The sequence below is a fragment of the Sediminicoccus sp. BL-A-41-H5 genome, assembly GCF_050632405.1.
GTDB lineage: Bacteria > Pseudomonadota > Alphaproteobacteria > Acetobacterales > Acetobacteraceae > Roseococcus.
Genome location: NZ_CP192601.1, coordinates 1,142,607 through 1,162,986, shown reverse-complemented (window position 1 = coordinate 1,162,986; position 20,380 = coordinate 1,142,607). Strand labels below are relative to the sequence as shown.

The 20,380-nt window shown below is 71.2% G+C and carries 19 protein-coding genes; 11 read left to right on the top strand and 8 right to left on the bottom strand.

The genetic code is table 11. The features are described 5' to 3' along the window. The first annotated feature begins 1 nt into the window (after position 1). Positions 2 to 1,972 (top strand): hypothetical protein, encoded by a 1,971-nt coding sequence (locus tag ACQ860_RS05840; RefSeq protein ID WP_431302472.1) that lies wholly within the window; start codon positions 2 to 4, stop codon positions 1,970 to 1,972. Here ACQ860_RS05840 and ACQ860_RS05835 read toward each other — a convergent pair whose 3' ends face one another. Beyond that, positions 1,973 to 3,649: a hypothetical protein gene (locus ACQ860_RS05835; protein ID WP_431302471.1), complete on the bottom strand. Its 1,677-nt coding sequence runs from the start codon at positions 3,647 to 3,649 to the stop codon at positions 1,973 to 1,975. Positions 3,650 to 3,902: 253 nt separating this feature from the next. On the opposite strand from ACQ860_RS05835, the gene ACQ860_RS05830 reads away from it, so the two are divergent. After that, positions 3,903 to 4,469 carry a hypothetical protein gene (locus tag ACQ860_RS05830; protein WP_431302470.1) on the top strand — a complete coding sequence of 189 codons (567 nt, stop codon included), beginning with the start codon at positions 3,903 to 3,905 and terminating at the stop codon, positions 4,467 to 4,469. Here the strand turns inward: ACQ860_RS05830 and ACQ860_RS05825 are convergent. The 3 genes from ACQ860_RS05825 to ACQ860_RS05815 are packed head-to-tail and all read right to left on the bottom strand — an operon-like array spanning position 4,426 to position 7,713. Continuing rightward, complete coding sequence (locus ACQ860_RS05825) at positions 4,426 to 5,634, bottom strand: LLM class flavin-dependent oxidoreductase (protein ID WP_431302469.1); 1,209 nt, start codon at positions 5,632 to 5,634, stop codon at positions 4,426 to 4,428. The two genes, ACQ860_RS05830 and ACQ860_RS05825, sit on opposite strands and share 44 nt — an antisense overlap. A gap of 40 nt (positions 5,635 to 5,674) precedes the next feature. Then, on the bottom strand, positions 5,675 to 6,568 hold the full coding sequence (locus tag ACQ860_RS05820; protein ID WP_431302468.1) for a DMT family transporter: 894 nt from the start codon (positions 6,566 to 6,568) through the stop codon (positions 5,675 to 5,677). Beyond that, entirely contained in the window at positions 6,565 to 7,713 is a 1,149-nt protein-coding gene (locus tag ACQ860_RS05815; protein ID WP_431302467.1) for a lactonase family protein, read from the bottom strand. The genes ACQ860_RS05820 and ACQ860_RS05815 overlap by 4 nt, the downstream gene beginning before the upstream one ends. Positions 7,714 to 7,825: 112 nt before the next feature. On the opposite strand from ACQ860_RS05815, the gene ACQ860_RS05810 reads away from it, so the two are divergent. The 8 genes from ACQ860_RS05810 (at position 7,826) to ACQ860_RS05775 (ending at position 15,403) form a co-directional block, all read left to right on the top strand. Continuing rightward, a complete protein-coding gene (locus tag ACQ860_RS05810) occupies positions 7,826 to 8,803 on the top strand; it encodes a DUF4424 family protein (RefSeq protein ID WP_431302466.1) in 978 nt (325 codons plus the stop codon). A gap of 97 nt (positions 8,804 to 8,900) precedes the next feature. Further along, on the top strand, positions 8,901 to 9,950 hold the full coding sequence (locus tag ACQ860_RS05805) for a TRAP transporter substrate-binding protein (protein ID WP_431302465.1): 1,050 nt from the start codon (positions 8,901 to 8,903) through the stop codon (positions 9,948 to 9,950). A 68-nt stretch (positions 9,951 to 10,018) separates the two neighbouring features. After that, positions 10,019 to 10,441: a TRAP transporter small permease gene (locus ACQ860_RS05800; RefSeq protein WP_431302464.1), complete on the top strand. Its 423-nt coding sequence runs from the start codon at positions 10,019 to 10,021 to the stop codon at positions 10,439 to 10,441. Further along, positions 10,441 to 11,763 carry a TRAP transporter large permease gene (locus tag ACQ860_RS05795; protein ID WP_431302463.1) on the top strand — a complete coding sequence of 441 codons (1,323 nt, stop codon included), beginning with the start codon at positions 10,441 to 10,443 and terminating at the stop codon, positions 11,761 to 11,763. The genes ACQ860_RS05800 and ACQ860_RS05795 overlap by 1 nt, the downstream gene beginning before the upstream one ends. Positions 11,764 to 11,772: 9 nt before the next feature. Continuing rightward, the gene (gene pcaH / locus ACQ860_RS05790) at positions 11,773 to 12,486 is read left to right on the top strand and encodes a protocatechuate 3,4-dioxygenase subunit beta (RefSeq protein ID WP_431302462.1); all 714 of its coding nucleotides are present in this window, start codon (positions 11,773 to 11,775) and stop codon (positions 12,484 to 12,486) included. Further along, on the top strand, positions 12,486 to 13,019 hold the full coding sequence (pcaG, locus tag ACQ860_RS05785; protein WP_431302461.1) for a protocatechuate 3,4-dioxygenase subunit alpha: 534 nt from the start codon (positions 12,486 to 12,488) through the stop codon (positions 13,017 to 13,019). Before pcaH ends, pcaG begins: the two co-directional genes overlap by 1 nt. 1 nt (position 13,020) lies before the next feature. Further along, complete coding sequence (pcaB, locus tag ACQ860_RS05780; RefSeq protein WP_431302460.1) at positions 13,021 to 14,373, top strand: 3-carboxy-cis,cis-muconate cycloisomerase; 1,353 nt, start codon at positions 13,021 to 13,023, stop codon at positions 14,371 to 14,373. Position 14,374: 1 nt separating this feature from the next. Beyond that, the gene (locus ACQ860_RS05775; RefSeq protein WP_431302459.1) at positions 14,375 to 15,403 is read left to right on the top strand and encodes a TauD/TfdA family dioxygenase; all 1,029 of its coding nucleotides are present in this window, start codon (positions 14,375 to 14,377) and stop codon (positions 15,401 to 15,403) included. Between the two features lie 97 nt (positions 15,404 to 15,500). On the opposite strand, the gene gltA is transcribed toward ACQ860_RS05775, so the two are convergent. The 4 genes from gltA to ACQ860_RS05755 form a co-directional block, all read right to left on the bottom strand. Beyond that, positions 15,501 to 16,802 (bottom strand): citrate synthase, encoded by a 1,302-nt coding sequence (gltA, locus tag ACQ860_RS05770; RefSeq protein ID WP_431302458.1) that lies wholly within the window; start codon positions 16,800 to 16,802, stop codon positions 15,501 to 15,503. Between the two features lie 185 nt (positions 16,803 to 16,987). After that, positions 16,988 to 17,491: a thermonuclease family protein gene (locus ACQ860_RS05765; RefSeq protein WP_431302457.1), complete on the bottom strand. Its 504-nt coding sequence runs from the start codon at positions 17,489 to 17,491 to the stop codon at positions 16,988 to 16,990. Between the two features lie 116 nt (positions 17,492 to 17,607). Next, complete coding sequence (locus ACQ860_RS05760) at positions 17,608 to 18,636, bottom strand: CHAD domain-containing protein (RefSeq protein ID WP_431302456.1); 1,029 nt, start codon at positions 18,634 to 18,636, stop codon at positions 17,608 to 17,610. Between the two features lie 356 nt (positions 18,637 to 18,992). Beyond that, positions 18,993 to 19,526, bottom strand: a complete 534-nt coding sequence (locus tag ACQ860_RS05755) for a SixA phosphatase family protein (RefSeq protein ID WP_431302455.1) — start codon at positions 19,524 to 19,526, stop codon at positions 18,993 to 18,995. A gap of 131 nt (positions 19,527 to 19,657) precedes the next feature. Between ACQ860_RS05755 and ACQ860_RS05750 the strand changes: the two genes are divergently transcribed. After that, on the top strand, positions 19,658 to 20,380 hold the full coding sequence (locus ACQ860_RS05750) for an SDR family NAD(P)-dependent oxidoreductase (RefSeq protein ID WP_431302454.1): 723 nt from the start codon (positions 19,658 to 19,660) through the stop codon (positions 20,378 to 20,380).

Below are 20,380 nucleotides of genomic sequence, written 5' to 3'. Positions count from 1 at the left end.
GATGTCCGAGACCATCGCCATGACCCTGGCAGCCCTGGTGGCGGAGGCGCAGCGCCTCGCCACCGCCGGTGAGCGCGCGGCGGCCAGTCGGCTCTATGCCGGCTGGATCGCGGCGCACCCGGCCGACCCGCAACTCTACATCGCCCGCTTCAACCATGCCTGCCTGCAAAGCGAGATGGGCGAGGCGGAGGCTGCGCGGGAATCGCTCCAGGCCTGCCTCGCGCTCAACCCCGATTTCCTGCCGGCCAGCATCAACCTGGGCGGCCTGCTGGAGCGCGCGGGCCAGGTGCCGCAGGCGATCGAGCAGTGGCAGGGGGTGGCGCAGCGCGTCGTCGCCGTCACCGGGGCGGCCATCGCCTACAAGCTGACGGCGCTGAAGCAGATCGCCCGTGTCTTGAGCGAGCACCACAAGCCCGCCCTGGCCGAGGCGACGCTGCGCCAGTGCCTGGAGCTCCAGCCTGAGCAGCGCGACGTGATCGAGCAGTTCATGGCGCTGCGCCTCGTGCAATGCGCCTGGCCGGTGCTGCCGCCGGGCGATGCGGCGGAACGGCGGCGCCTGCTGCGCGGGACGAGTCCGCTCTCCATGCTGGCCTATACGGACGACCCTTGGCTGCATCTGGGCCTCGCCCATCACTATGCCCGCTGCCTGGTGGATGAGACGCGTGATCTCTCGCGGCATGACCGCCGGGATGCGCCCATCGCGCTGCAAGGCCGGCGGCTGCGCATCGGCTATGTCTCCTCCGACCTGCGCGACCACGCGATCGGCACGCTGATGGCGGAAGTGTTCGAGCTGCATGACCGCGCGCGCGTCGAGGTCACGGCCTATTACTGCGGCCCGCCCTCCGCCGCGCCGCTCCAGGCGCGGATCAAGGCCGCCGTCGAACATTGGGTGGACATCCGCGACCTGGATGATGACGCGGCCGCCGAGCGCATCGCGGCCGATGGCATCGATATCCTGGTGGATGTGAACGGCTATACCCGCGATGCGCGCACCGCGCTTTTCGCGCGGCGGCCGGCGCCCGTGCAGGTGAACTGGCTCGGCTATCCCGGAACACTGGGCACGCCCTGGCACCAGTACATCATCGCCGATTCCTGGATCATCCCGCGTGAGGCGGAGGCGCATTATTCCGAACGCGTGCTGCGCCTGCCCTGCTACCAGCCCAATGACCGCAAGCGCGTGATCGCGGAGACGCCGAGCCGAGCTTCGGCCGGCCTGCCGGAGCAGGGCTTCGTCTTCTGCTGCTTCAACGCCTCGCAGAAACTCTCCCGTTTCACGCTGGAGCGCTGGATGCAGATCCTGCTCGCCGTCCCCGGCAGCGTGCTCTGGCTGCTGGATTCCGGGGAGGAGATGCGGGCCAACCTCCGCGCCTTCGCCGCCGCGCGTGGCGTGTCCGAGGGGCGCCTCGTCTTCGCGCCCAAGATCCACAATCCGGACCACCTGGCGCGCTATCGCCTGGCCGACCTTTTCCTGGATTCCGTGCCCTATGGCGCCCACACCACGGCGTCGGACGCGCTCTGGCTCGGTGTGCCGGTGCTGACATTGTCGGGCCGCGGCTTCGCCTCGCGCGTCTGCGGCAGCCTGGTGCGCGCGGCGGGCCTGCCGGAGATGGTCTGCGACACGCCCGATGACTATGTGCGCCGCGCCATCGCGCTCGCGGGTGACCCGGCGGCGCTGGCCCGCCACCGCGAGACCCTGGCCCGCAAGCGCGATCGCTGCGACCTGTTCAACATGGAGAAGCTGGTGAAGCGCCTGGAGGCGCTGTTCCACCAGGCCGCGCGGGCGCATCAGGGCAGCCGCACGCCGGAGCCGCGGCTCGACAATCTCGACGCCTATCTCGAGATCGGCGCCTCGCTCGACCATGAGGCGGAGGAGATGCTGGCGCTGCCTGATCTGGACGGCCTGTATCGCGCGCGGCTCGCCCGCCGCCATGCGGTGCGGCCCATGCCGGCGGATGGGCGGCTCTGGTCCTGATCAGGCCGCCGTCGGCAGGCTCGCCATGTCGAAGCCGTGGAAGAGCGAGAGGAAGAGGAACGGATTGGGCTGCCAGCGCGGATACATCACGTTGTTGATGTCGGCAGTGGTGTCGAACCAGCCGAAGCGCGCCGGGCTCGCGTTCCAGCAGGCCTGGAGCCCGCATTGGTCGATCCAGCGCGTGACATGCGGCGCGGCCAGGGCCGCTTCGAGATAGGCCTGCAACTCGGCCAGGTAGGCCCGGCCGCCTTCGGTCGGGAAGGCCAGCAGCAGGTTTGCGGTGATGTGGCTGCCGAAGGCGGTGCTGGCCTCATTGCGGTTGAGCACGATGTCGCAGCCCTCGAAGCGGTCGAGAAGCGCCGACACGCCGCGCTGCAGGACGCTGTCAATGTCGGAGACGAGGACGGGCAGGCGCAACTCCGCCAGCACGCGGCGCGTCAGGGCGAAGCGCGTGCATTGGAAATGGGCCACCGGCAGGGCGCGCGGACCGCCGCTGTCATGGCATTGCGTGGCGACGCGGGCGGGCGCGAAGTCATCCGCGCTGTAGAGGATGCGGGGGTCGGGCATGTCCATCAGCCGGATCAGCTCGGTCAGCTGTCCGGCGCCGCCGATCACATGCACCAGGATCACGCAGGGAAGATCGGCGTGCCGGAGGATGGAGCCGAGATAGGCGCGGCCATAGAGGCGGAGATAGGCGGGGTCGGCGGCCACCAGGAAGGCGAGCTTCGCGCCGCGGGCCTGCCGCCGCGCCCGGGCCCAGTCGAGCGGTACGCCTTCGGCCCGGTGCAGCTTGCTGACGGGCGGCAGGGGCGTGTCGCGGCCGAGCAGCGCGGCATCGGCCGCCTCGGCGAGGTGGCGGTAGTGGCGCGCCCAGTGGCGCGGCTCGCCCTCGGGCAGTTCCATCGGATCGACGCCCCGCGCGGCGGCGACAAGCGCCTGCACGGCGGCGCGCCCGGTGGCATCCAGCGGGTGGAGCAGATGCAGGCTGATGGCGCGGTGCGCCTCATGCAGGCGGCGCAGCGGATGGACCGTGCCCGGGGGAGCGAGGGCGAGGGCGCTGCGCGCGGCCCGTTCCGCCGCGGCGTCGCCCTCCGCCTCGGCCTGCTCGAGGCGGATCAGGTTGGCGCCCACATGGGCGGGGTCGCAGGCCAGCAGGGCGCGGGCGAAGCCGGCGGCGCGGGCCGTCTGGCCAAGTTGGCGGTTGCAGGCCATCGCCGCTTCCAGCACGGCGCTGTTGTCCGGCTGGAGATCTGCCAGCGCCGTGGCGAGGCGCTCGGCCGCCGCGATGTCGCCCGTCGCGATGGCCAGGTTGAAGTCCTGCAGCGCGCCCATGGCCGCGCCGGCGCCGCCCAGCGCCAGGGCCTCAGCCCAGGCCTCGTCCCCGATGAGGCGCTCGATCAGCGCCGCACGGGCGGGGGGATGCGTGGTGGCCAGGAGGCGCCGCAGGGCCAGCGCCTCGGCGGACGGGAGGGTGGCGGCGAGGGCCTCGAGGGCCGCCGCATCCTGGAGGGGCAGCGCGTCGGGTGCGAGGCGCCGCGCCAGGAGGAAGCCTGCCAGCGGGGCCAGCGCGTGGCCGGCGAGCCGCCGCGCGACATCCGGCGGGAGCGGCGCCTCGCGCGGCCAGGCGATCCAGCGCGCGTCGAGATCGGCCTCCTCCAGGGCGGAAGGGTCGCTCAACCAGACGAGGTCGGCCGGGGTGCCGGCGGGGAGGCTGGCTAGTCCCGGCGGTGCGGGGCCGCGCCGCGTGACGCGAGGCGGGTGGTCAAGCCGCGCCAGGAGGGGCGCAAAGGGGCAGGGGGGTGGGACGGGTTCGGCCATCCTGGCGCTTCTCCTCGGCTTCTGTGCGGGAGAGGATGGCAAGGCGCGGTTAATGAAGGGCAAAGGCCGGGCGGCAAGGCTTTCTTTACCGCGATGTCCCTATGCAGGCGGCATGACGCTTCGTCCGCCCCGATCGCCCGTGCCTGGCCTTGCGGCCTGGGCGGGGGCAGCGCTGCCGCTCCTCGCCGCACGCCCCGCCGCCGCCTCGCCCTGGGAGGCGATCCCGCCGGAGGCGTTGGCCATGGGGCTGGGCGGGTTCTGCTTCCTGGCGGGCGTGGTTCTGACCTTGCTCGCGCTGCGCCGCCGCCACACGCCGCCGGGCCTGAGCCCCGCCGAGCTGGAGGAGATGCGGCGTTCCGTCACCGCCTTTGCCGGCACGTTGCGGGAGGGCACCGCGGTGCTGTTGCAGCAGCAGCGCGAGACGCTTGCTGCGGTGGAGCAGGTGGCGGCGCACAGCCAGCAGCTCATCGCCCTGATCGCCACCGCGGAGGAGCGCAGCGCCAATGCCACGGCGCGCGCCGAAATCCTCGCCACGCGCGTGGCCCGCAGCGCCGCCGCCGAGGTGAAGGCGAGCGTGGAGAGCCTGACCGCCATCTCCGCCCGCATCGAGTACCAGGCGCGCGGGCTGGAGGAGGCTATTCGCCCCCTTGGCTCATCTTTTGGCGCTCGCGCAGCTTGAGGCGCTCCATCTCGGGCACGGCCTGGCCGGCGGCGACGAAGGCCTGCTTCAGCGCCTGGAGATTGGGCGCGAAGATGCCCTCGCGATTCTGGTAGCACCATTCGCGGCTCTCGGCCGGCATGCGCAGCGAACCCTGGAAGCGCGGCATGACCCAGCGGGCAAACAGCTCGTAGCTGCGCAGCGTCTGCTCGCGATCGGCCCATTCATGGCTGCGGAAGAGGATCCCCCCCGCGCCGCCCTCGCTGAAGCCGATCAGCCGCTCGATGCCGCGGGCCACCGTGTCGGGGCTGCCCACCAGTGTGGTGCCGGCCTTGAGGCCATCGCCCAGCGGGTCCTCGGTGCGCGTCGGCGGGCGGCCCAGCGTCTCGCCGAAATAGGTCTCGGTTTCCAGGCGCTCGCCCACGCGGCATTCGCGCATCGCGCGTTCGTCATCCTCGGCGCAATGCATGTTGACGACGAGGCGCCAGTTCTTCCGGTCCATGGTCTGGCCATGCTTGGCCGCCTCGGCCTCCGCCATGCGCCATTGCTCGGCGAGCTTCTGCGGCCCGCCCGGCAGGCCGGCGCCGAGGGAGATGAGGCCCAACCCATGCCTGGCGGCGGCCAGCGCGCCGGAGGGCGTGGTGGATGAGGCGACCGAGATGGGGAAGCGTGGGTAGGTATACGGCGCCAGGTGCAGCCGCGCCTCGCGCAGCTCGAACCAGTCGGTCTTCATCGTCACCGGGCCATCGCAGGCGAGCAGCCGCATGATGGCCTGGAGCGATTCCTCCATGCGCGGGCGCTGCGTGTGCGCCTCGATCCCCATCATGTAGGCGTCGCTCACCAGTGCGCCGGGCCCGCAGCCCAGCATGACGCGGCCGCGCGTCATGTGGTCGAGCTGCACGAAGCGCTGCGCCACCAGCAGCGGGTGGTGATAGGGCAGGCTGGTGACGCCGGAGCCAAGCCTGATGTGCTTCGTGCGCTCGGCGGCGGCGGCGATCATGATCTCGGGGCTCGCGATCGTCTCCCAACCGGCGGAATGATGCTCGCCGATCCAGGCCTCGTCATAGCCGAGCTGGTCGAGCGCCACGAGCAGGTCGAGGTCGCGGCCTAGGGCCAGCGTCGGGTTGTCGCCCAGGCGGTGGAAGGGGGCGAGAAAAATGCCGAAATTCAAGCCTGCATGGGCCATGGGAGGTTCCTCGATCGTTGGGCGGAGCGTGGCGCGGCGCTTACCGCTTGGCAACCACCAGGGCCACGCCAATGACCGCCACCGCCGTGCCCGCGATGGCGAGCCAGGCCATTTCGTCGCCCAGCACCATCCAGGCGATGAAGGCGGCCAGCGGCGGGACCAAAAAGAAGACGGATGAGGCGCGCGCCGCTTCGCCATGGCGGAGCATGGCAAACAGGATGGAGAGCGAGATCAGCGAATTGACGAAGACCATGTAGCCGAGGCCGATGAAGAGCTCCGGCGCCCAGTCCACCACCATCGTCTCCGTGACCCAGGCGACCGGAATGCTCGCCGCCAGCGCCACGCTGCACATGACGAGGTTGGCGGTGACGAGATGTGTGGGGCGGCCCGATTTGCGCTCCAGTAGCGCGCCGGCCGTCATCACCGAGAGCGCCAGCAGGGCAAATCCCAGGCCGATCCAGCCGCTCGCCGCGAAGCCGGAGCCTGAGCTGATGACCATGGCGGCCCCTGCCATGCCGAGCATGAGGCCGATCCAGCCGCGCAGCCCCACCGGCGGATCGCCCACCACGGCGGGGGCCAGCAGCGCCACCAGCACCGGCTGCAGCCCGATGAGCAGCGCGATGGTGCCCGGCCCCATGCCATTCGCCATGGCGAGGTTCATCGCGGCGAAATAGGCGAACTGCACCAGGAGCCCCATGCGGATGAGGTGCATGAGCGTGGCGCGCTCCAGCCGGGGCGGGCGCAGCACCGCCCAGAGCGGCAGCAGCACCGTGACCACCGTCAAATAGCGCATGACCTGGAGCGTCATGGGCTCCGCATGGGGCAGGCAGAGCTTGATGGCGGTGAAGCCACCCGACCAGAGCGAGACGAAGAGGAAGGGCGCCGCGGTCAGCCAAGCCGGCCGCGGAGCCTTCTCGGTCGTGGCTGGACTCAAGGTTGCGCCGTGCGCAGCGCCGAAGGCCCACCCTCCACCGCCACGCGGCCCGGCAGCGGCGTCAGGCGCTGGCCGTCGAATCCGAAACCTTGGATCTCGCGCTCGATCATGTTCTGAACATAGACACGCGTGCCGTCGCGGTTGAAGGCCACCCCCTGGCCCCAGCTGCCCATCTCGGCCTCGGCCACGCGCACGAGGCGCCCCTCCTCGATGCGGAGCATGACAAGCTTGCCGCGGCCGTAGAGCGGGTGGCTGGTGGCGCGCGCCGAGCCGTTGATCACCACCACCGCCACATGGCGGTTGTCGGGGCTGACCTGGATGCCCTCCGGCGTCGGGCCCACGCTGATCGTGTCTGTGACACGGAAAGGCTCGGCGGTGAGGGAGATGAGGCTCACCGTATCGGCATCGCCCGAGACACGCCCGAGATTGGCCACCGCCGCCCAGCGGCCGTCACCCGTGATGCCGAAGCCGTAGGGCCGGATGCCGACGGTGATGTCGCGGCCAGCCAGCGTCACGTTCTCGCCCTCCACGCGCAGCACGCTCACCATGAAGTCGCCGTCGCGTGTGACGAGGGCGTGGCGGCCATCGGGCGTGAACTGCACATGGCTGACGCCCGAGGCGGCGGGGCCGATGGTGACCGTGCCGATGGGGGCGAGCCGTCCATCGGCGATGCGGAAGACGCTGACCGTGCCGGCATTGCGGTTCGCCACCAGCGCGAGGTTCCCCGCGCGGTTCACCGATACGCCCGAGGCGCCGGCGCCGGCTTCCAGGGTCTGCACCACGGCGGGCGGCGTGGCGCGGAGGTCGATCACCGAGAGGCGGTTATCGGGGACAGTGCGCGCCGGATTGGCCGGGTCCAGCTTCTGCGCCGAGGCGACGAGGCCCAGGCGCTCATCCGGCGTGATGGCGACCGAGGTGGGCGGGCCCACCACCGAATGCGGCGCCGGCACCGTCGCCACCACGCGGGGCGGATGGCTTCCCAGATCGAGGATGGTCACATTGTCGGCCGGCGGATTCGGCACGATGCGGACCGCGCCATTCTGCGACACCGCCTTGCTGTCATTGCCGGAGAGGGCGAGCTGCGCGAGGGCGGGCGGGGCCGCGAGCGTCGCCGCGCAAAGGGCGGCGAGGGTGAGCTGCTTCATCTCTGTTCCTCCTCTGGGGTCTCTCGCCCCATCCGGGGAGCCTAGAGCCGGATCGCGGGGGAGCGCCACTGCGCTTGACGCGGCGGTCCCCTGCAGCGGCATGATATGCCGCATGCGCCAGATCGCCCTCGGCCTCGCCGCCTTGCTGCTCCTAGCCCCGGCCCCCGGAGCGCGCGCCAATGACAGCATGGCCGTGATCGGCATCGGTGGCCTCGCGCTCCTCCGCAGCGAGGCGGTGCGCCTCGACCGGCAGGAGCTCTTCATCAGCCGCGAGCGGGTGCGGGTGGACTACCTCTTCACCAACACGACCGATCGCGACATCGACACGCTGGTGGCCTTCCCGCTGCCGGACTTCACCCATTCGCCGGTGGAGCGCGTGCCCGACTACCGGCGGGCGCTGGATTTCCGCACCCTGGTGGAAGGCCGGCCCGTCACCTACGAGCTGGTCCAGCGGGCGCATTTCCAGGGCCAGGACATCACCGGCCGACTGCAGGCGCTGGGCCTGCCGCTGGTGGGTGGCGACGAGTTCGAGCGCCGCGTGAACGATCTGCCCGAGCCGCAACGCGCCGCCCTGCTGCGGGAGGGGCTGGTGCAGGGCGCCTTCGAGCAGGGCCGCGCGAATATCGACGAGCCGCTCTGGACCGTCAGCACCAGCGTCACACGCCGCCAGGTGTTTCCGGCCGGGCGCAGCCTTGCGGTGCAGCACAGCTATGTGCCCTTCGCCGGCGGCACGGTGGATGCGCGCTTCGCGCCCGCGCGGCGTGCCTCGCCGGAATTCCAGGCGCTCCGGGCGCGGTATTGCGTGGAGGACGGGTTCCTCGCCGCCTTCGACCGCCGCACCCGCCCGGGCGGGCAAGCCGGCCTCTATGGCGAGATCTGGCTGCAATACCGGCTGACGCCCGGCGCCAATTGGGCGGGGCCGATCGGCGAGTTCCGCCTTGTGGTGGACAAGGGCGATCCGCGCTGGCTCGTCAGTTTCTGCGGCGAGGGGGTGCGACGGCTGGATGCCCGGCGCTTCGAAATGCGACGGACCAATTTCACGCCCATGCGCGACCTCGACATCCTCATCGTGGACTTCCCCTTCCCCTGAGACGGCGCCTCCGCGGCAGCGGGAAAGCCCTTGAGCGGGCGCGGGGTTCAGGGCAGAAGGTTCCGAGGAAACAAGCTCCAGGGAGGCCCCAAGGCCCATGACGACACGTCGCACCACGCTGCTGGGCGCGCTCGCCGCCCCCGCGCTCGTCGCGGCATCTCGCGCCGGCGCGCAGACGCCCGAGATGACGCTCCGGCTGCACCATTTCCTCCCGGCCGTCTCCAATGTGCATCGCCATTTCCTGATGCCCTGGGCGCAGAAGATCAGCGCGGAAAGCCAGGGCCGGCTGCGCGTGCAGGTCTTCCCCGCCATGCAGCTGGGCGGCGCGCCGCCGCAGCTCTACGATCAGGCGAAGGATGGCGTGGTGGACATCATCTGGACGCTGCCGGGCAATACGCCCGGCCGCTTCCCCTCCATCGAGGTGATCGAGCTGCCCTTCGTCGCGCACAAGCGGGCCAGTGTGAATTCGCGCGTGGTGCAGCAGCTCTACGAGACGCGCTTCCGCCAGGAATTCGCCGACACGCACATCATCTGCGCCTGGGCGCATGATGCGGGCGTCATCAATTCGCGCCGCGAGGTGCGCCGGCAGGAAGACCTGGCGGGGATGAAGCTGCGCTTCCCGACGCGCCAGGCGGGCGAGGCGCTGCGCGCGCTGGGGGCAGCCCCCATCGGCCTGCCCATCCCGCAGGTGCCCGAGGCGCTGGCGCAGGGCGTGATCGACGGCGCGGTGGTGCCCTGGGAGGTGGTGCCCTCCATCCGCCTGCACGAGACGCTGCGCAACCACACGGAATTCGCGGGCAGCCCGACCTTCTATGTGGCGAGCTTCGTGCTGGCCATGAACAAGACGAAGTATGACGGCATGGCGCCTGACCTGAAGCGCGTGCTGGACGCCAATTCCGGCCAGGTGGCCGCCGCCATGGCCGCGAAGGTCTGGGACGAGCAGGGCCCGGTGGTGGAGGAGATGGTCCGCCGCCGCGGCAACGCCATCATCGAGCTCTCGGCCGAGGAGACGCAGCGCTGGCAGCGCACGACGCAGCCCGTGGTGGACAATTGGGTGCGCGCCATGGGTGAGCGCAACATCCAGGGTGCGGCCCTGCTGGAGGAGACGCGCGCGCTGATCGCCCGCTACGGGCAGGGCGTGACCTGAGCCAGGCGCCTTCCACCCGCGGACCCGTCGGCCGGCTCGCCGCCACGCTTGCCATCTGCGGGGGCGTGGTGCTGCTGCTGACGGCCTTGCTCACGGTGGTCTCCGTCACCTTGCGCTGGCTGACCAGCCAGCCGGTGAAGGGGGATTTCGAGCTGGTCTCGCTGGGCTCCGGCCTCGCGGTGCTGAGCTTCCTGGCCTGGGGCAGCGTGACGCGGGCGAATATCCTGGTGGACAGCTTCACCACCTGGCTGCCGGCGCGGCTGAACGGCGTGATTGATGCCTTCTGGTCACTCGCCTGGGCGGCGGTGACGCTGCTCATCGCCGAGCGCATGGCGCAGGGCATGATGGATACCTGGCGCAACGGCATGCGGACCATCGGCCTGCTGGCGCTGCCCTATTGGTGGGCCATCGGCATCGGCGCCTTCTGCTTCGCGCTGGCCGGCATCGCGGCCCTGCTCACCATCCCGCGCCTGCTGAAAGGGCGCGGCTGATGGCGCCCGAATTCGCACTCGCCTTGACCGGCTTCGCCGGGCTGATGGTGCTGATCATCCTGCGCGCGCCCATCGCGCTCGCCATGCTGATCGCGGGGGCCGCGGGCTATGTGCATGTGCTGGATCAGGCGGCGCTGTTCAATTACCTCAAGACCACGCCCTATCACCTGTTTGCCAATTACACGCTCAGCGTCATCCCGCTCTTCATCCTGATGGGCGCGCTGGCCGAGCGCGGTGGGCTGGCGCGGGACCTGTTTGCCGCGGCCAATGCGCTGCTGGGCCGCCGGCCGGGTGGGCTGGCCATGAGCGTGATCGGCGCGAGTGCGGCCTTCGGCGCGGTCTGCGGCAGTTCGGTTGCCACCACGGCCACCTTCGGCCGCGCGGCGCTGCCCGAGCTGCGCCGCTACGGCTATGAGCCGGGCTTCGCGACCGGGACCATCGCGGTGGGCGGCACGCTCGGCATCCTGATCCCGCCCTCGGTCATCCTCGTGGTCTATGCGATCAGCACCGAGCAGAACATCGCCAAGCTCTTCATGGCGGCGCTCATCCCCGGGCTGATGGCGACCGCCTTCTACCTGGCCGCCATCTGGCTCTGGATGAAGCTGCGGCCCGAACTCGGTCCCCCCGCGCCCCCGCTGGAGCCGGGCGAGCGCGCGCGCGCCCTCCGCAACGTGATCCCGGTCTTGATCATCGCGGTGCTGGTGGTGGGGGGCATCTATGGCGGCGTCTTCACGCCGACCGAGAGCGCGGCCGTGGGCTGCATCGGAGTGCTGGCGGTGGGCCTCGCGCGGGGCAGCCTGCCGCTGCGCGAGATCCGCGCCGCCCTGCTCGCCACCGCCGAGACGACGGCGATGATCTTCGCCATCCTGCTGGGCGCGGAGGTGTTCAACGCCTTCCTGGCCCTCACCCAGGCGCCGGACCTGCTGGCCATGTGGGTGACGGACCAGGATTTCCCGCCCTATGGCGTGCTGGTGGCCCTGCTGCTGACCTATATCATCCTGGGGGCGGTGATGGATGAGCTGGCGATGATCCTGCTCACGCTGCCGGTTTTCTTCCCCGTGGTCACCGCGCTCGATTTCGGCATGACGACGGAGGAGACGGCGATCTGGTTCGGCATCCTGGTCCTCGTCGTCGTCGGCATCGGGCTGACGGCGCCGCCCATCGGCCTCAATGTCTTCGTGATCTCCGCCATCGCGCGCGACATCCCGATCGCGCAGACCTATCGCGGCGTGCTGCCCTATCTGGCGACCGATCTGCTGCGCCTCGTGCTCTGCGTGCTCTTCCCCGCCCTCAGTCTTTGGCTGGTGCGGCTTCTGACCTAGGATATCCGCATGTCCGACCCCATCCCCTATGCCCGGCCCGCGCCCGGCAGCCAGCCGCCGCTGGACAGCCCGGCCTATCGCAGCACGCAGTCCAGGGCGCCCTTGCTGACGCCGATCCGCGCGCCGCACACGCTGACGGAGGCGAGCTCGCCGCGGCTCACGCCCGCGCATTATCCGGTCCAGGCCGATATGTCCGTGCATGGTGGCAAGGCCGCGATGGGCGAGCGCATCATCGTCGCCGGCCGCGTGCTGGACGAGGCGGGGCGGCCCGTCGCGAACAGCATGGTCGAGGTCTGGCAGGCCAATGCCGCCGGCCGCTACCACCATGCGCGCGACGATCATGACGCGCCGCTCGACCCGAATTTCGAGGGGCATGCCCGCATCTACACCGATGCCGAGGGGCGCTACCGCTTCACCACCATCCGCCCCGGCGCCTATCCCTGGCGCAACCACCACAATGCCTGGCGGCCGGTGCATATCCATTTCGGCCTCTTCGGCCAAGGCTTCGCCCAGCGCATGATCACGCAGATGTATTTCCCGGGCGACCCGCTTCTGCCGCTCGATCCCATCTTCAACACCACAGCCGACGATGCCGCGCGCCAGCGCCTGATCGCCAGCTTCGACCTCGATGTGACCGAGCCCGAATGGGCGCTGGGCTACCGCTTCGACATCACGCTGCGCGGCCCGGCGGCGACACCCTTCGAGGACGGGGATCACCACTGATGGCGACCGCCCACCAGACCGCCGGCCCCTATTGGCACCTGATCGACTTCCCCGCCTGGGCGGATGTGCTGCGCGCCGATGGCCCCAATGCGGGCGCTCAAGGCGAGCGCATCGTCATCGAGGGCACCATCACCGATGGCGATGGCGCGCTCGTCACCGACGCCATGGTGGAGATCTGGCACGCCGACCCCGCCGGCCGCTACGACGCCGAATTCCAGGGCTTCGGCCGCTGCGCGACGGATGCCGAGGGGCGCTTCCGATTCACGACGCTCAAGCCCGGCCCGGTGCCCGGCCGCGGCAACACGCTGCAGGCGCCGCATGTGCAGATCGCGATCTTCGCGCGCGGCCTGCTGAGCCACCTCACCACCCGGCTGTATTTCGCGGGCGAGGCTCTGAACGAGACCGACCCGCTTCTGGCCCTGGTGCCGGCCGAGCGCCGCGCCACCCTCATCGCCGAACCCGTCTCTCCCGGCACCTGGCAGCTCGACATCCGGCTGCGCGGCGGGGCCGAAACCGTCTTCCTGGACATCTGACATGCCCGTGAACCCCGCCGATTCCCCCGTCCTGGGCGTGCTCTACGGCACGGATGCCATGCGCGCCGCGATGAGCGAGCGCGCCTTCCTCCAGCGCATGCTGGATGTGGAGGCGGCGCTGGCCCGTGCGCAGTCGCGCCTCGGCATCGTGCCGGCCGAGGCGGCGTCCGCCATCACGCTGGCCGCCCAGGTGGACAAGCTCGACCTCCAGGCGCTGGGCGATGCCACGCGCAACACCGGCTATCCGGTGGTGGGCCTGGTGAAGCAGCTCACCGCGCTGGCCGGCCACGACGCCGGCCGCTGGACGCATTGGGGTGCGACCACGCAGGACATCATGGACACGGCCGTGGTGCTGCAGATGCGCCAGGGCCTGGCCCTGATCCGCGCCGAGCTGATCGCGGTGATCGGCGGCTTCGCTTCCATGGCGCAGCGCCACCGCGGCACCATCATGGCCGGGCGCACCCATCTCCAGCACGCGCTGCCGGTCACCTTCGGCTACAAGGTGGCGGTCTGGCTCTCGCCGCTGATCACCATGCTGGAGCGGCTGGAGCAGCTGCGCCCGCGCGTGGAGCGCGTGCAGTTCGGCGGCGCCGCCGGCACCCTCGCCTCGCTGGGCGACCAGGGCCTCGCCGTGCAGCGGGAGCTGGCGGCCGAGCTCGGCCTCGGCTGCCCGGATATCCCTTGGCATGTGGCGCGCGATGGCTTCGCCGAGGCGGTCTCCTTCCTGGGCCTCGTCTGCGGCGCGCTCTCCAAGATCGCGACCGATGTGATGCTGCTGATGCAGACCGAGGTGGCGGAGGTGAACGAGCCGCATGTGACCGGCCGTGGCGGCTCCTCCACCATGCCGCAGAAGCGCAACCCGATCGCCTGCGAGTACATCCTGGCCCAGTCGCGCGGCGTGCATGCGCTGGTGCCGCAGATGATGGCCGCCATGGCGCAGGACCTGGAGCGCGGCACCGGCCCCTGGCAGGCGGAGGCGCTGGCCATCGGCCAGGCCTTCAACCTGACGCATGGCGCGCTCTCCCAGGCGCGCTTCCTGGCCGAGGGGCTGGTGGTGGACCCCGCGCGCATGCTGCGGAACCTCGCGGCGACCGGCGGGCTGATCGCGGCCGAGCAGGTGATGATGGGCCTGGCCCCCGTGCTCGGGCGCGGCGAGGCGCATCACATCGTCAACCGCGCCTGTGACCTCGCCATCGCCCAGGGCATCCCGCTGGTGACGGCGCTGGAGCAGGACCGCGAGATCGCCGCGCGGGTGGAGCCGGCGCGGCTGCGCGCGCTGTGCAATCCCGAGAACTACCTCGGCAGCGCCACCCGCTTCGTGGACCAGGTGCTGGCGCGACTGGCGGCGCGCTGAGATGCCCCGCGCGCCGCTGACCGGGCCGAGCCTCTGGAGCGGCGCGGAGATGGCGGCGCGGACCGACTGGATCTGGCACTGGCGCGCGGAGGAATTGGCGGAGCTGCTGGCCTGTGGCCGCGCCATGCTGGAACGCGGCCGCCCTGTCGAGAGTTTCCGCCGCGCCGAGGTGCCACTGCCCGTCACGGCGCCGCGCCTGGCCGCGATCCAGCGCGACCTGGAGGAGGGCTGCGGGATCGTGAACCTGCGCGGCCTGCCCATCGCGGAGACGACGCCCGATCTGCTGCGCGCCATCCTCTGGGCCATCGGCCTGCATCTGGGCGTCGCGCTCTCGCAAAGCAAGCTGGGCGAACTGCTGGGCGAGGTGCGCGACACGGGCGAGGTTCCGGGCCAGCCGGGCAGCCGCGGCTACCGCACGGGCGGGGCGCTGCGCTTCCACACCGACCGCTGCGACGTGGTGGCGCTGCTCTGCTGCCGGCAGTCGGAAGGCGGGGGCGACAGCCTGATCGTCTCCACGGCCGCGATCCACAACGTCATGCTGGAGCGCGCCCCCGGCCTGCTGGAGCTGCTCTTCCAGCCCTGGCCGATCAGCCGCCAGCAGGAGCAGCGGCCGGGCGAGGCGCCCTGGTATTGGAACAGCGTTTTCGCCCTGCATGAGGGCCGCTTCACCAGCCAGTACAGCCGCAGCTTCATCGAATCCGCCCAGCGTTTCCGGGATGCGCCGCGCCTGACCGAGGCGCAGTGGCAGGCGCTGGACCTGCTGGGCACGCTCTCGGCGGAGCTTGCGCTGCGCACGCGAATGGAGCCGGGCGACATCCAGCTGCTGAACAATCACGTGACGCACCATGCGCGGACCGAGCTGGTGGACCCGGAGCGGCAGCGGCTGGTCTATCGGCTCTGGCTCTCGCTCCCGAACAGCCGGGAATTGCCTGCAGCCGCCGGCGTGCTCTGGGGCGCGACGGCCGCGGGTGCGGTGCGCGGCGGCGTGGTGGCGGCCGCGGGGTATCGCAGCATTTTCGAACTCGCCTGAGCCGGAGCGGCGATGCGGGGGCCGCGCCGCTCCGCCCAAAAGAAAAGGCCGTGATCAGCCTGGGCTGAGCACGGCCTTGTTCGGGTGCCTTGCGGCCTCAGCCGCGCTCGGCCATCGGCTTGTAGTCGCGGGCGCCGGCGCCGGTGTAGATCTGCCGCGGGCGGCCGATGCGCTGGCTCGGATCCTCGATCATCTCCTTCCACTGGCTCACCCAGCCCACGGTGCGGGCGACGGCGAAGATCACGGTGAACATCGAGGTCGGGATGCCCATCGCCTTGAGGATGATGCCCGAATAGAAATCCACGTTCGGGTAGAGCTTGCGCGAGATGAAGTAGTCATCCGTCAGCGCGATGCGCTCCATCTCCATCGCCATGTCCAGCAACGGCTCGTCCTTGATGCCGAGCTCGGCCAGCACCTCGTGGCAGGTCTCCTTCATGATCTTCGCGCGCGGGTCGAAGTTCTTGTAGACCCGGTGGCCGAAGCCCATGAGCTTCACGTCGGAGTTCTTGTCCTTCACCTTCTCGATGAAGGCCGGGATCTTATCCGGCGTGCCGATCTCGGCCAGCATCTTGAGCACCGCCTCGTTCGCGCCGCCATGGGCGGGGCCCCAGAGGGCCGCGATGCCGGCCGCGATGCAGGCGAAGGGGTTGGCGCCCGTGGAGCCGGCGAGGCGGACCGTCGAGGTCGAGGCGTTCTGCTCATGGTCGGCGTGCAGGACCAGGATGCGGTCCATCGCGCGCTCCAGCACCGGCGAGACCTCATAAGGCTCGGCCGGCACGGTGTTGAGCATGTAGAGGAAATTGGCCGCGTAGCTCAGGCGGTTCTGCGGATACACGAAGGGCTGGCCCAGCGCGTACTTGTAGGCCATGGCGGCGATGGTCGGCACCTTCGCGATCAGGCGGAAGGCCGCCACCTCGCGCTGGCGGGCGTCATTGATGTCGAGGTTGTCGTGATAGAAGGCGGCGAGCGCGCCGACCACGCCGCACATGATGGCCATCGGGTGCGCGTCGCGGCGGAAGCCGTCGAAGAAGCGGCGGATCTGCTCGTGCACCATCGTGTGATAGGTGACGTCCTTGCGGAACTTCTCGAGCTCGGCCGTGTTCGGCAGCTCGCCATTCATCAGCAGGTAGCAGACCTCGATGAAGTCCGACTTCTCCGCCAGCTGCTCGATCGGGTAGCCGCGATACATCAGCACGCCGGCATCGCCGTCGATATAGGTGATCTTGCTCTCGCAGGATGCCGTCTCGCCGTAGCCGGGGTCGTAGGTGAAAATCCCGAGGCTCGAATAGAGCTTGCGGATGTCGGCCACCTGCGGGCCCAGCGTGCCGCCCAGCAGCGGGAGCTTGGTGCTGCTGTTGCTGCCCTCGATGGTGACGGTGATCGAGCCGTTCGTGCTCATGGTGCGACATCCTCAACGGGTTGGTGCGCGGGGCGTGGACCGCCCCCGCGCGATGTTGCATCGCAGTGTAGGCAGGTCAGCGCCGTTGTCTATCCGACTCTCGACGGTCGGCTTTTGCCGTCTTGCGATGCCGGAGCTTGGCGCGGGGCCTCACACGGGGCCTTCCGCCCGCCCGGGGGCAGGCGTCAGTGGCCGCGGCGCCAATGCGCGGGCGGTTCGAAGCCGCCGGTCCAGAGGCCACGCTGCGCCTGGCGCGCGGCCGTCTCGTACTGGGCGAGGACCGGGACGGCGCCGGAATCGGCCAGCGCCCAGCCGGCCGCCACCATGGAGGCATTGAGGTCGATCGTGCCGGCGCGGCAGGCGCCCAGCGCGCGGCCGAAACGGTCACGCCCGGCGACGCGGCAATCCACGCCGCGCTCCCCCACCAGTTCGGCCAGGACGGCGGCAGCGGCGGTGCCGCAATCATAGAGGCGGCCCTGCGCGTCGGTGCAGAACTGCCCGCGCTCCGGCGCCTCGACGCCGTACAGGCGCAGCATGCGATCACCGAGGCGCAGCGTGTCGCCATCCACGATGCGGATCTGCGCGTTGGGCGTGGACCAGTCCTGGCTGCCGGGGGCCGAGCCCATCAGCTGGCCGGGAAGGCCGAGTGCCACGAGGCCCCCGCCCAGGAGCGCCGTGGCCCCCACCATGACGGCACGGCCCCAACGACGGGGCGAGCGGGCGGGTTTATAAATTTTGCGTCGACGCATGAGTCATTTGGTTAAACCACGATGAAGGGGGCTGGCAACCCACTTGTTTCGCCATATTACAAATCGTGGTTTTCCGGTGACTTCCAGAAGGGGCCCGCCTTTCGCAGGCCTTTCCAGGCGGCGAGCGCCGCGACTCGGCTGCCTTCCGCCCGCCCCGCGGCGAAGCCGGTGACGGTGCCGATGGCGAATCCGCCCGCCCCCCGCCCGGCCAGCCGCCGCGCCAATTGCCCCGCAACGGTCGCATCATTGGCGAGACCCAGCGCCTCCTGCAGCTCCGCGAGCCGGCGGGTGAATCGTCGGGCGGCGCGGCCGGGCCAGAGGGCGGCGAAGGGCTCGGCGGCATAGCGCAGGCGCTTGCCGTCCAGGCGCATCTCATGCAGGGCGGTCGCGTCCAGTTCCTCCATGGCGGCGCCTGCCCGCTTCAGCCGCTTCCAGCGCTTGCGCAGCACCCCGGCGGCGAAGGGCGCGAGGGGCGGGTCGGGCAGGGGGGGCGGATGCAGGAGGCCGAGTCGCATCCCTTGCAGGATGGCGGCGCGGAAACCTGGCGAGGCCAGGAATTGGCCGAGCGCCGCATAGGCGGCTTCGCGCTCGCGCCCGGCCGCGGCGAGCAGGCGCTTGACGCGGGGCTCGCCCTCCAGCGCGGCGAGCGTGCCGGGGCCGATTCCCGTCAGGAACACGTCCCAGTCGCGCGCGGCCCCCAGCGCCTGGGCCACGTTGCGCAGCTCGGCATCCCATTCGCGCCAGGCCGGCCCCTCCAGCACGGGCCGGAAGATCCTGAGCAGGGAGCGCAGGCGGCGCAGCGCCACGCGGGTCTGGTGCACGCCGCGCGGTCCGGCGGCGAGGCGGCAGCCCGGCGCTTCGGCCAGGATCACCTCGAGCAGGTGGGCGAGGGCGGCGCGGAGGGCGGCATGCGTCGTTGCCGCGCCGGCCAGGCTCGCCGGGCCCTGTCGGCGGGGGCGCGGTGCGCGGCCCTCGGCGAGCGCCAGCGCCGTTTCGTCCAGGCTGTGGGGCGCGGGGAGCAGGGGGAGCGTCTCCGCGAGCTCGGCGGCGAGGGGCAGGATGGAAGCGGGCTCGCCCTCCAGCACCAGGCGTGCGACCCGCCGGCCCTGCCCACCCGCTTCGAGACGGCCCTCGATCCAGGTGACGCCGGGCGCCAGGGTGGCCCGGCGGCCGGTGAAGTGGGCGATGGGCTGGGCGGAGGGCTCGGGCGGAATGGGCTCGGGCGGCGGCAGGGTGCCGGGCCAGCTCGGCTCGCCTTCGGGCGGCAGGGGGGTGACCGTGTGCCAGGCGCGGTTGTGGCGGGTGAGCAGGGCGGCGCCCTCGCCCCCTGCGCGCAGCCAGGTGACGCGACGCGACTGCCAGCGCGGCGCGGCGAGGCGGGGATGAACCGGGCAGCGGGGCGGCGGCGCCCCCGGTGTTTCCCAGGGGGCCAGTTCGAGGATCAGGCCGCCACCTCCGGCAGGTCCCTGGGCGCGAGGAAGCGCACCAGCCTGCCCCCGCCGTCCTGCAACTGCCCCCAGGGGCCGGCGATGGTGAATTCGGCCAGCGCGCCGGTGGGGTAGCCCTCGCTCAGGCGCCGTGCATGCACGCCGCCAAGGGCGGCGCCCGCCGCGCCAAGCAGCGCGAGGCCGAGTTCATGCAGGCCGGGATTGTGGCCGATGAGCAGGACCGAGCGCGCCGTCTCCGGCATGGTCCGCAGCGTCTCCATCAGCCGCTGCCAGGGGGCGAGGTAGAGGTCGTCCATCACCTCGATGATGGGGGAGCTGTCCATGGGCTGCAGCGCCTCCAGCGTCTGCAGCGTGCGCCGCGCCGAGGAGACGAGGACGATGTCCGGGGCCAGGCCGAGTTCCTGCATGTGCAGCGCCATGGCGGCCGCCGCCTGCCGCCCGCGCGCATTCAGCGGGCGGGCGTGGTCGGAGAGCATCGCGTCATCCCAGGAGGATTTGGCGTGCCGGAGCAGCAGGAGCTGGCGCATCGCGGGATGATGATGGCACGGCTCCGCCCCGCTGTCCCACCCCCTTCTCGGGCCCTGGCGCAGGATCGGGGCTTCCCGAATGGGCGGGGGCCCCCACCTCTGCGGCCTCTCTGGGCGCGTATGGAGTTTTCATGACGGAGCGGGTCTTGATCCTGGGGGCCACGGGCGGCGTGGGGGCGGCGCTCGCGCGGCGGGTGGCGGCGCGCGGGGCGCGGCCGGTGCTCCTGGCGCGCGACGCCGGGCGGCTGGCCGCGCTGACGGCGGAACTCCCGGGGGCGGCGAGCGTGGTGGCGGATGTAACGGATGGCGCGGCGCTGAAAGCGGCGATCCAGGGGCTGGGCGCGCCGCTGTCCGGCCTCGCCTTCTGCGTGGGCTCCATCCTGCTGAAGCCGGCGCTGCGCACCACCGAATCCGATATGCTGGACGCCTTCCGGCTGAACGCGGTGGCGGCCGCGCTCGCGGTGCAGGCGGCCGCCCCGGCGCTGGCGGGCGGCAGCGTGGTGCTGTTCAGCACGGTCGCTGCGCGCACGGGCTTTACCAATCACCTCGCCATCGCGGCGGCCAAGGCGGCGGTTGAGGGGATGACGGTGGCGCTGGCCGCCGAACTGGCGCCTTCCATCCGCGTCAACTGCATCGCGCCCAGCCTGACGCGGACGGCCATGGCCGAGCCGTTGACGCGCAACCCGGCCATGGCGGAGGCGATCGCCAAGCTGCACCCGCTGCCCCGGCTGGGAGAGCCGGATGACATCGCGGCCGTGGCGGATATGCTGCTCTCGCCCGCCGCCGGCTGGATCACGGGGCAGGTGATCGCGGTGGATGGCGGGCGCTCCACCCTCCGCACCAAGGCCGGATGA

Bases quoted from the DNA above. Each gene is read 5' to 3' on its own strand.
- ACQ860_RS05840 (WP_431302472.1), top strand. From the start codon at position 2: ATGTCCGAGACCATCGCCATGACCCTGGCAGCCCTGGTGGCGGAGGCG.
- ACQ860_RS05830 (WP_431302470.1), top strand. From the start codon at position 3,903: ATGACGCTTCGTCCGCCCCGATCGCCCGTGCCTGGCCTTGCGGCCTGG.
- ACQ860_RS05825 (WP_431302469.1), bottom strand. From the start codon at position 5,634: ATGGCCCATGCAGGCTTGAATTTCGGCATTTTTCTCGCCCCCTTCCAC.
- ACQ860_RS05815 (WP_431302467.1), bottom strand. From the start codon at position 7,713: ATGAAGCAGCTCACCCTCGCCGCCCTTTGCGCGGCGACGCTCGCGGCC.
- ACQ860_RS05810 (WP_431302466.1), top strand. From the start codon at position 7,826: ATGCGCCAGATCGCCCTCGGCCTCGCCGCCTTGCTGCTCCTAGCCCCG.
- ACQ860_RS05805 (WP_431302465.1), top strand. From the start codon at position 8,901: ATGACGACACGTCGCACCACGCTGCTGGGCGCGCTCGCCGCCCCCGCG.
- ACQ860_RS05795 (WP_431302463.1), top strand. From the start codon at position 10,441: ATGGCGCCCGAATTCGCACTCGCCTTGACCGGCTTCGCCGGGCTGATG.
- pcaH (WP_431302462.1), top strand. From the start codon at position 11,773: ATGTCCGACCCCATCCCCTATGCCCGGCCCGCGCCCGGCAGCCAGCCG.
- pcaG (WP_431302461.1), top strand. From the start codon at position 12,486: ATGGCGACCGCCCACCAGACCGCCGGCCCCTATTGGCACCTGATCGAC.
- pcaB (WP_431302460.1), top strand. From the start codon at position 13,021: ATGCCCGTGAACCCCGCCGATTCCCCCGTCCTGGGCGTGCTCTACGGC.
- ACQ860_RS05775 (WP_431302459.1), top strand. From the start codon at position 14,375: ATGCCCCGCGCGCCGCTGACCGGGCCGAGCCTCTGGAGCGGCGCGGAG.
- gltA (WP_431302458.1), bottom strand. From the start codon at position 16,802: ATGAGCACGAACGGCTCGATCACCGTCACCATCGAGGGCAGCAACAGC.
- ACQ860_RS05765 (WP_431302457.1), bottom strand. From the start codon at position 17,491: ATGGTGGGGGCCACGGCGCTCCTGGGCGGGGGCCTCGTGGCACTCGGC.
- ACQ860_RS05755 (WP_431302455.1), bottom strand. From the start codon at position 19,526: ATGCGCCAGCTCCTGCTGCTCCGGCACGCCAAATCCTCCTGGGATGAC.
- ACQ860_RS05750 (WP_431302454.1), top strand. From the start codon at position 19,658: ATGACGGAGCGGGTCTTGATCCTGGGGGCCACGGGCGGCGTGGGGGCG.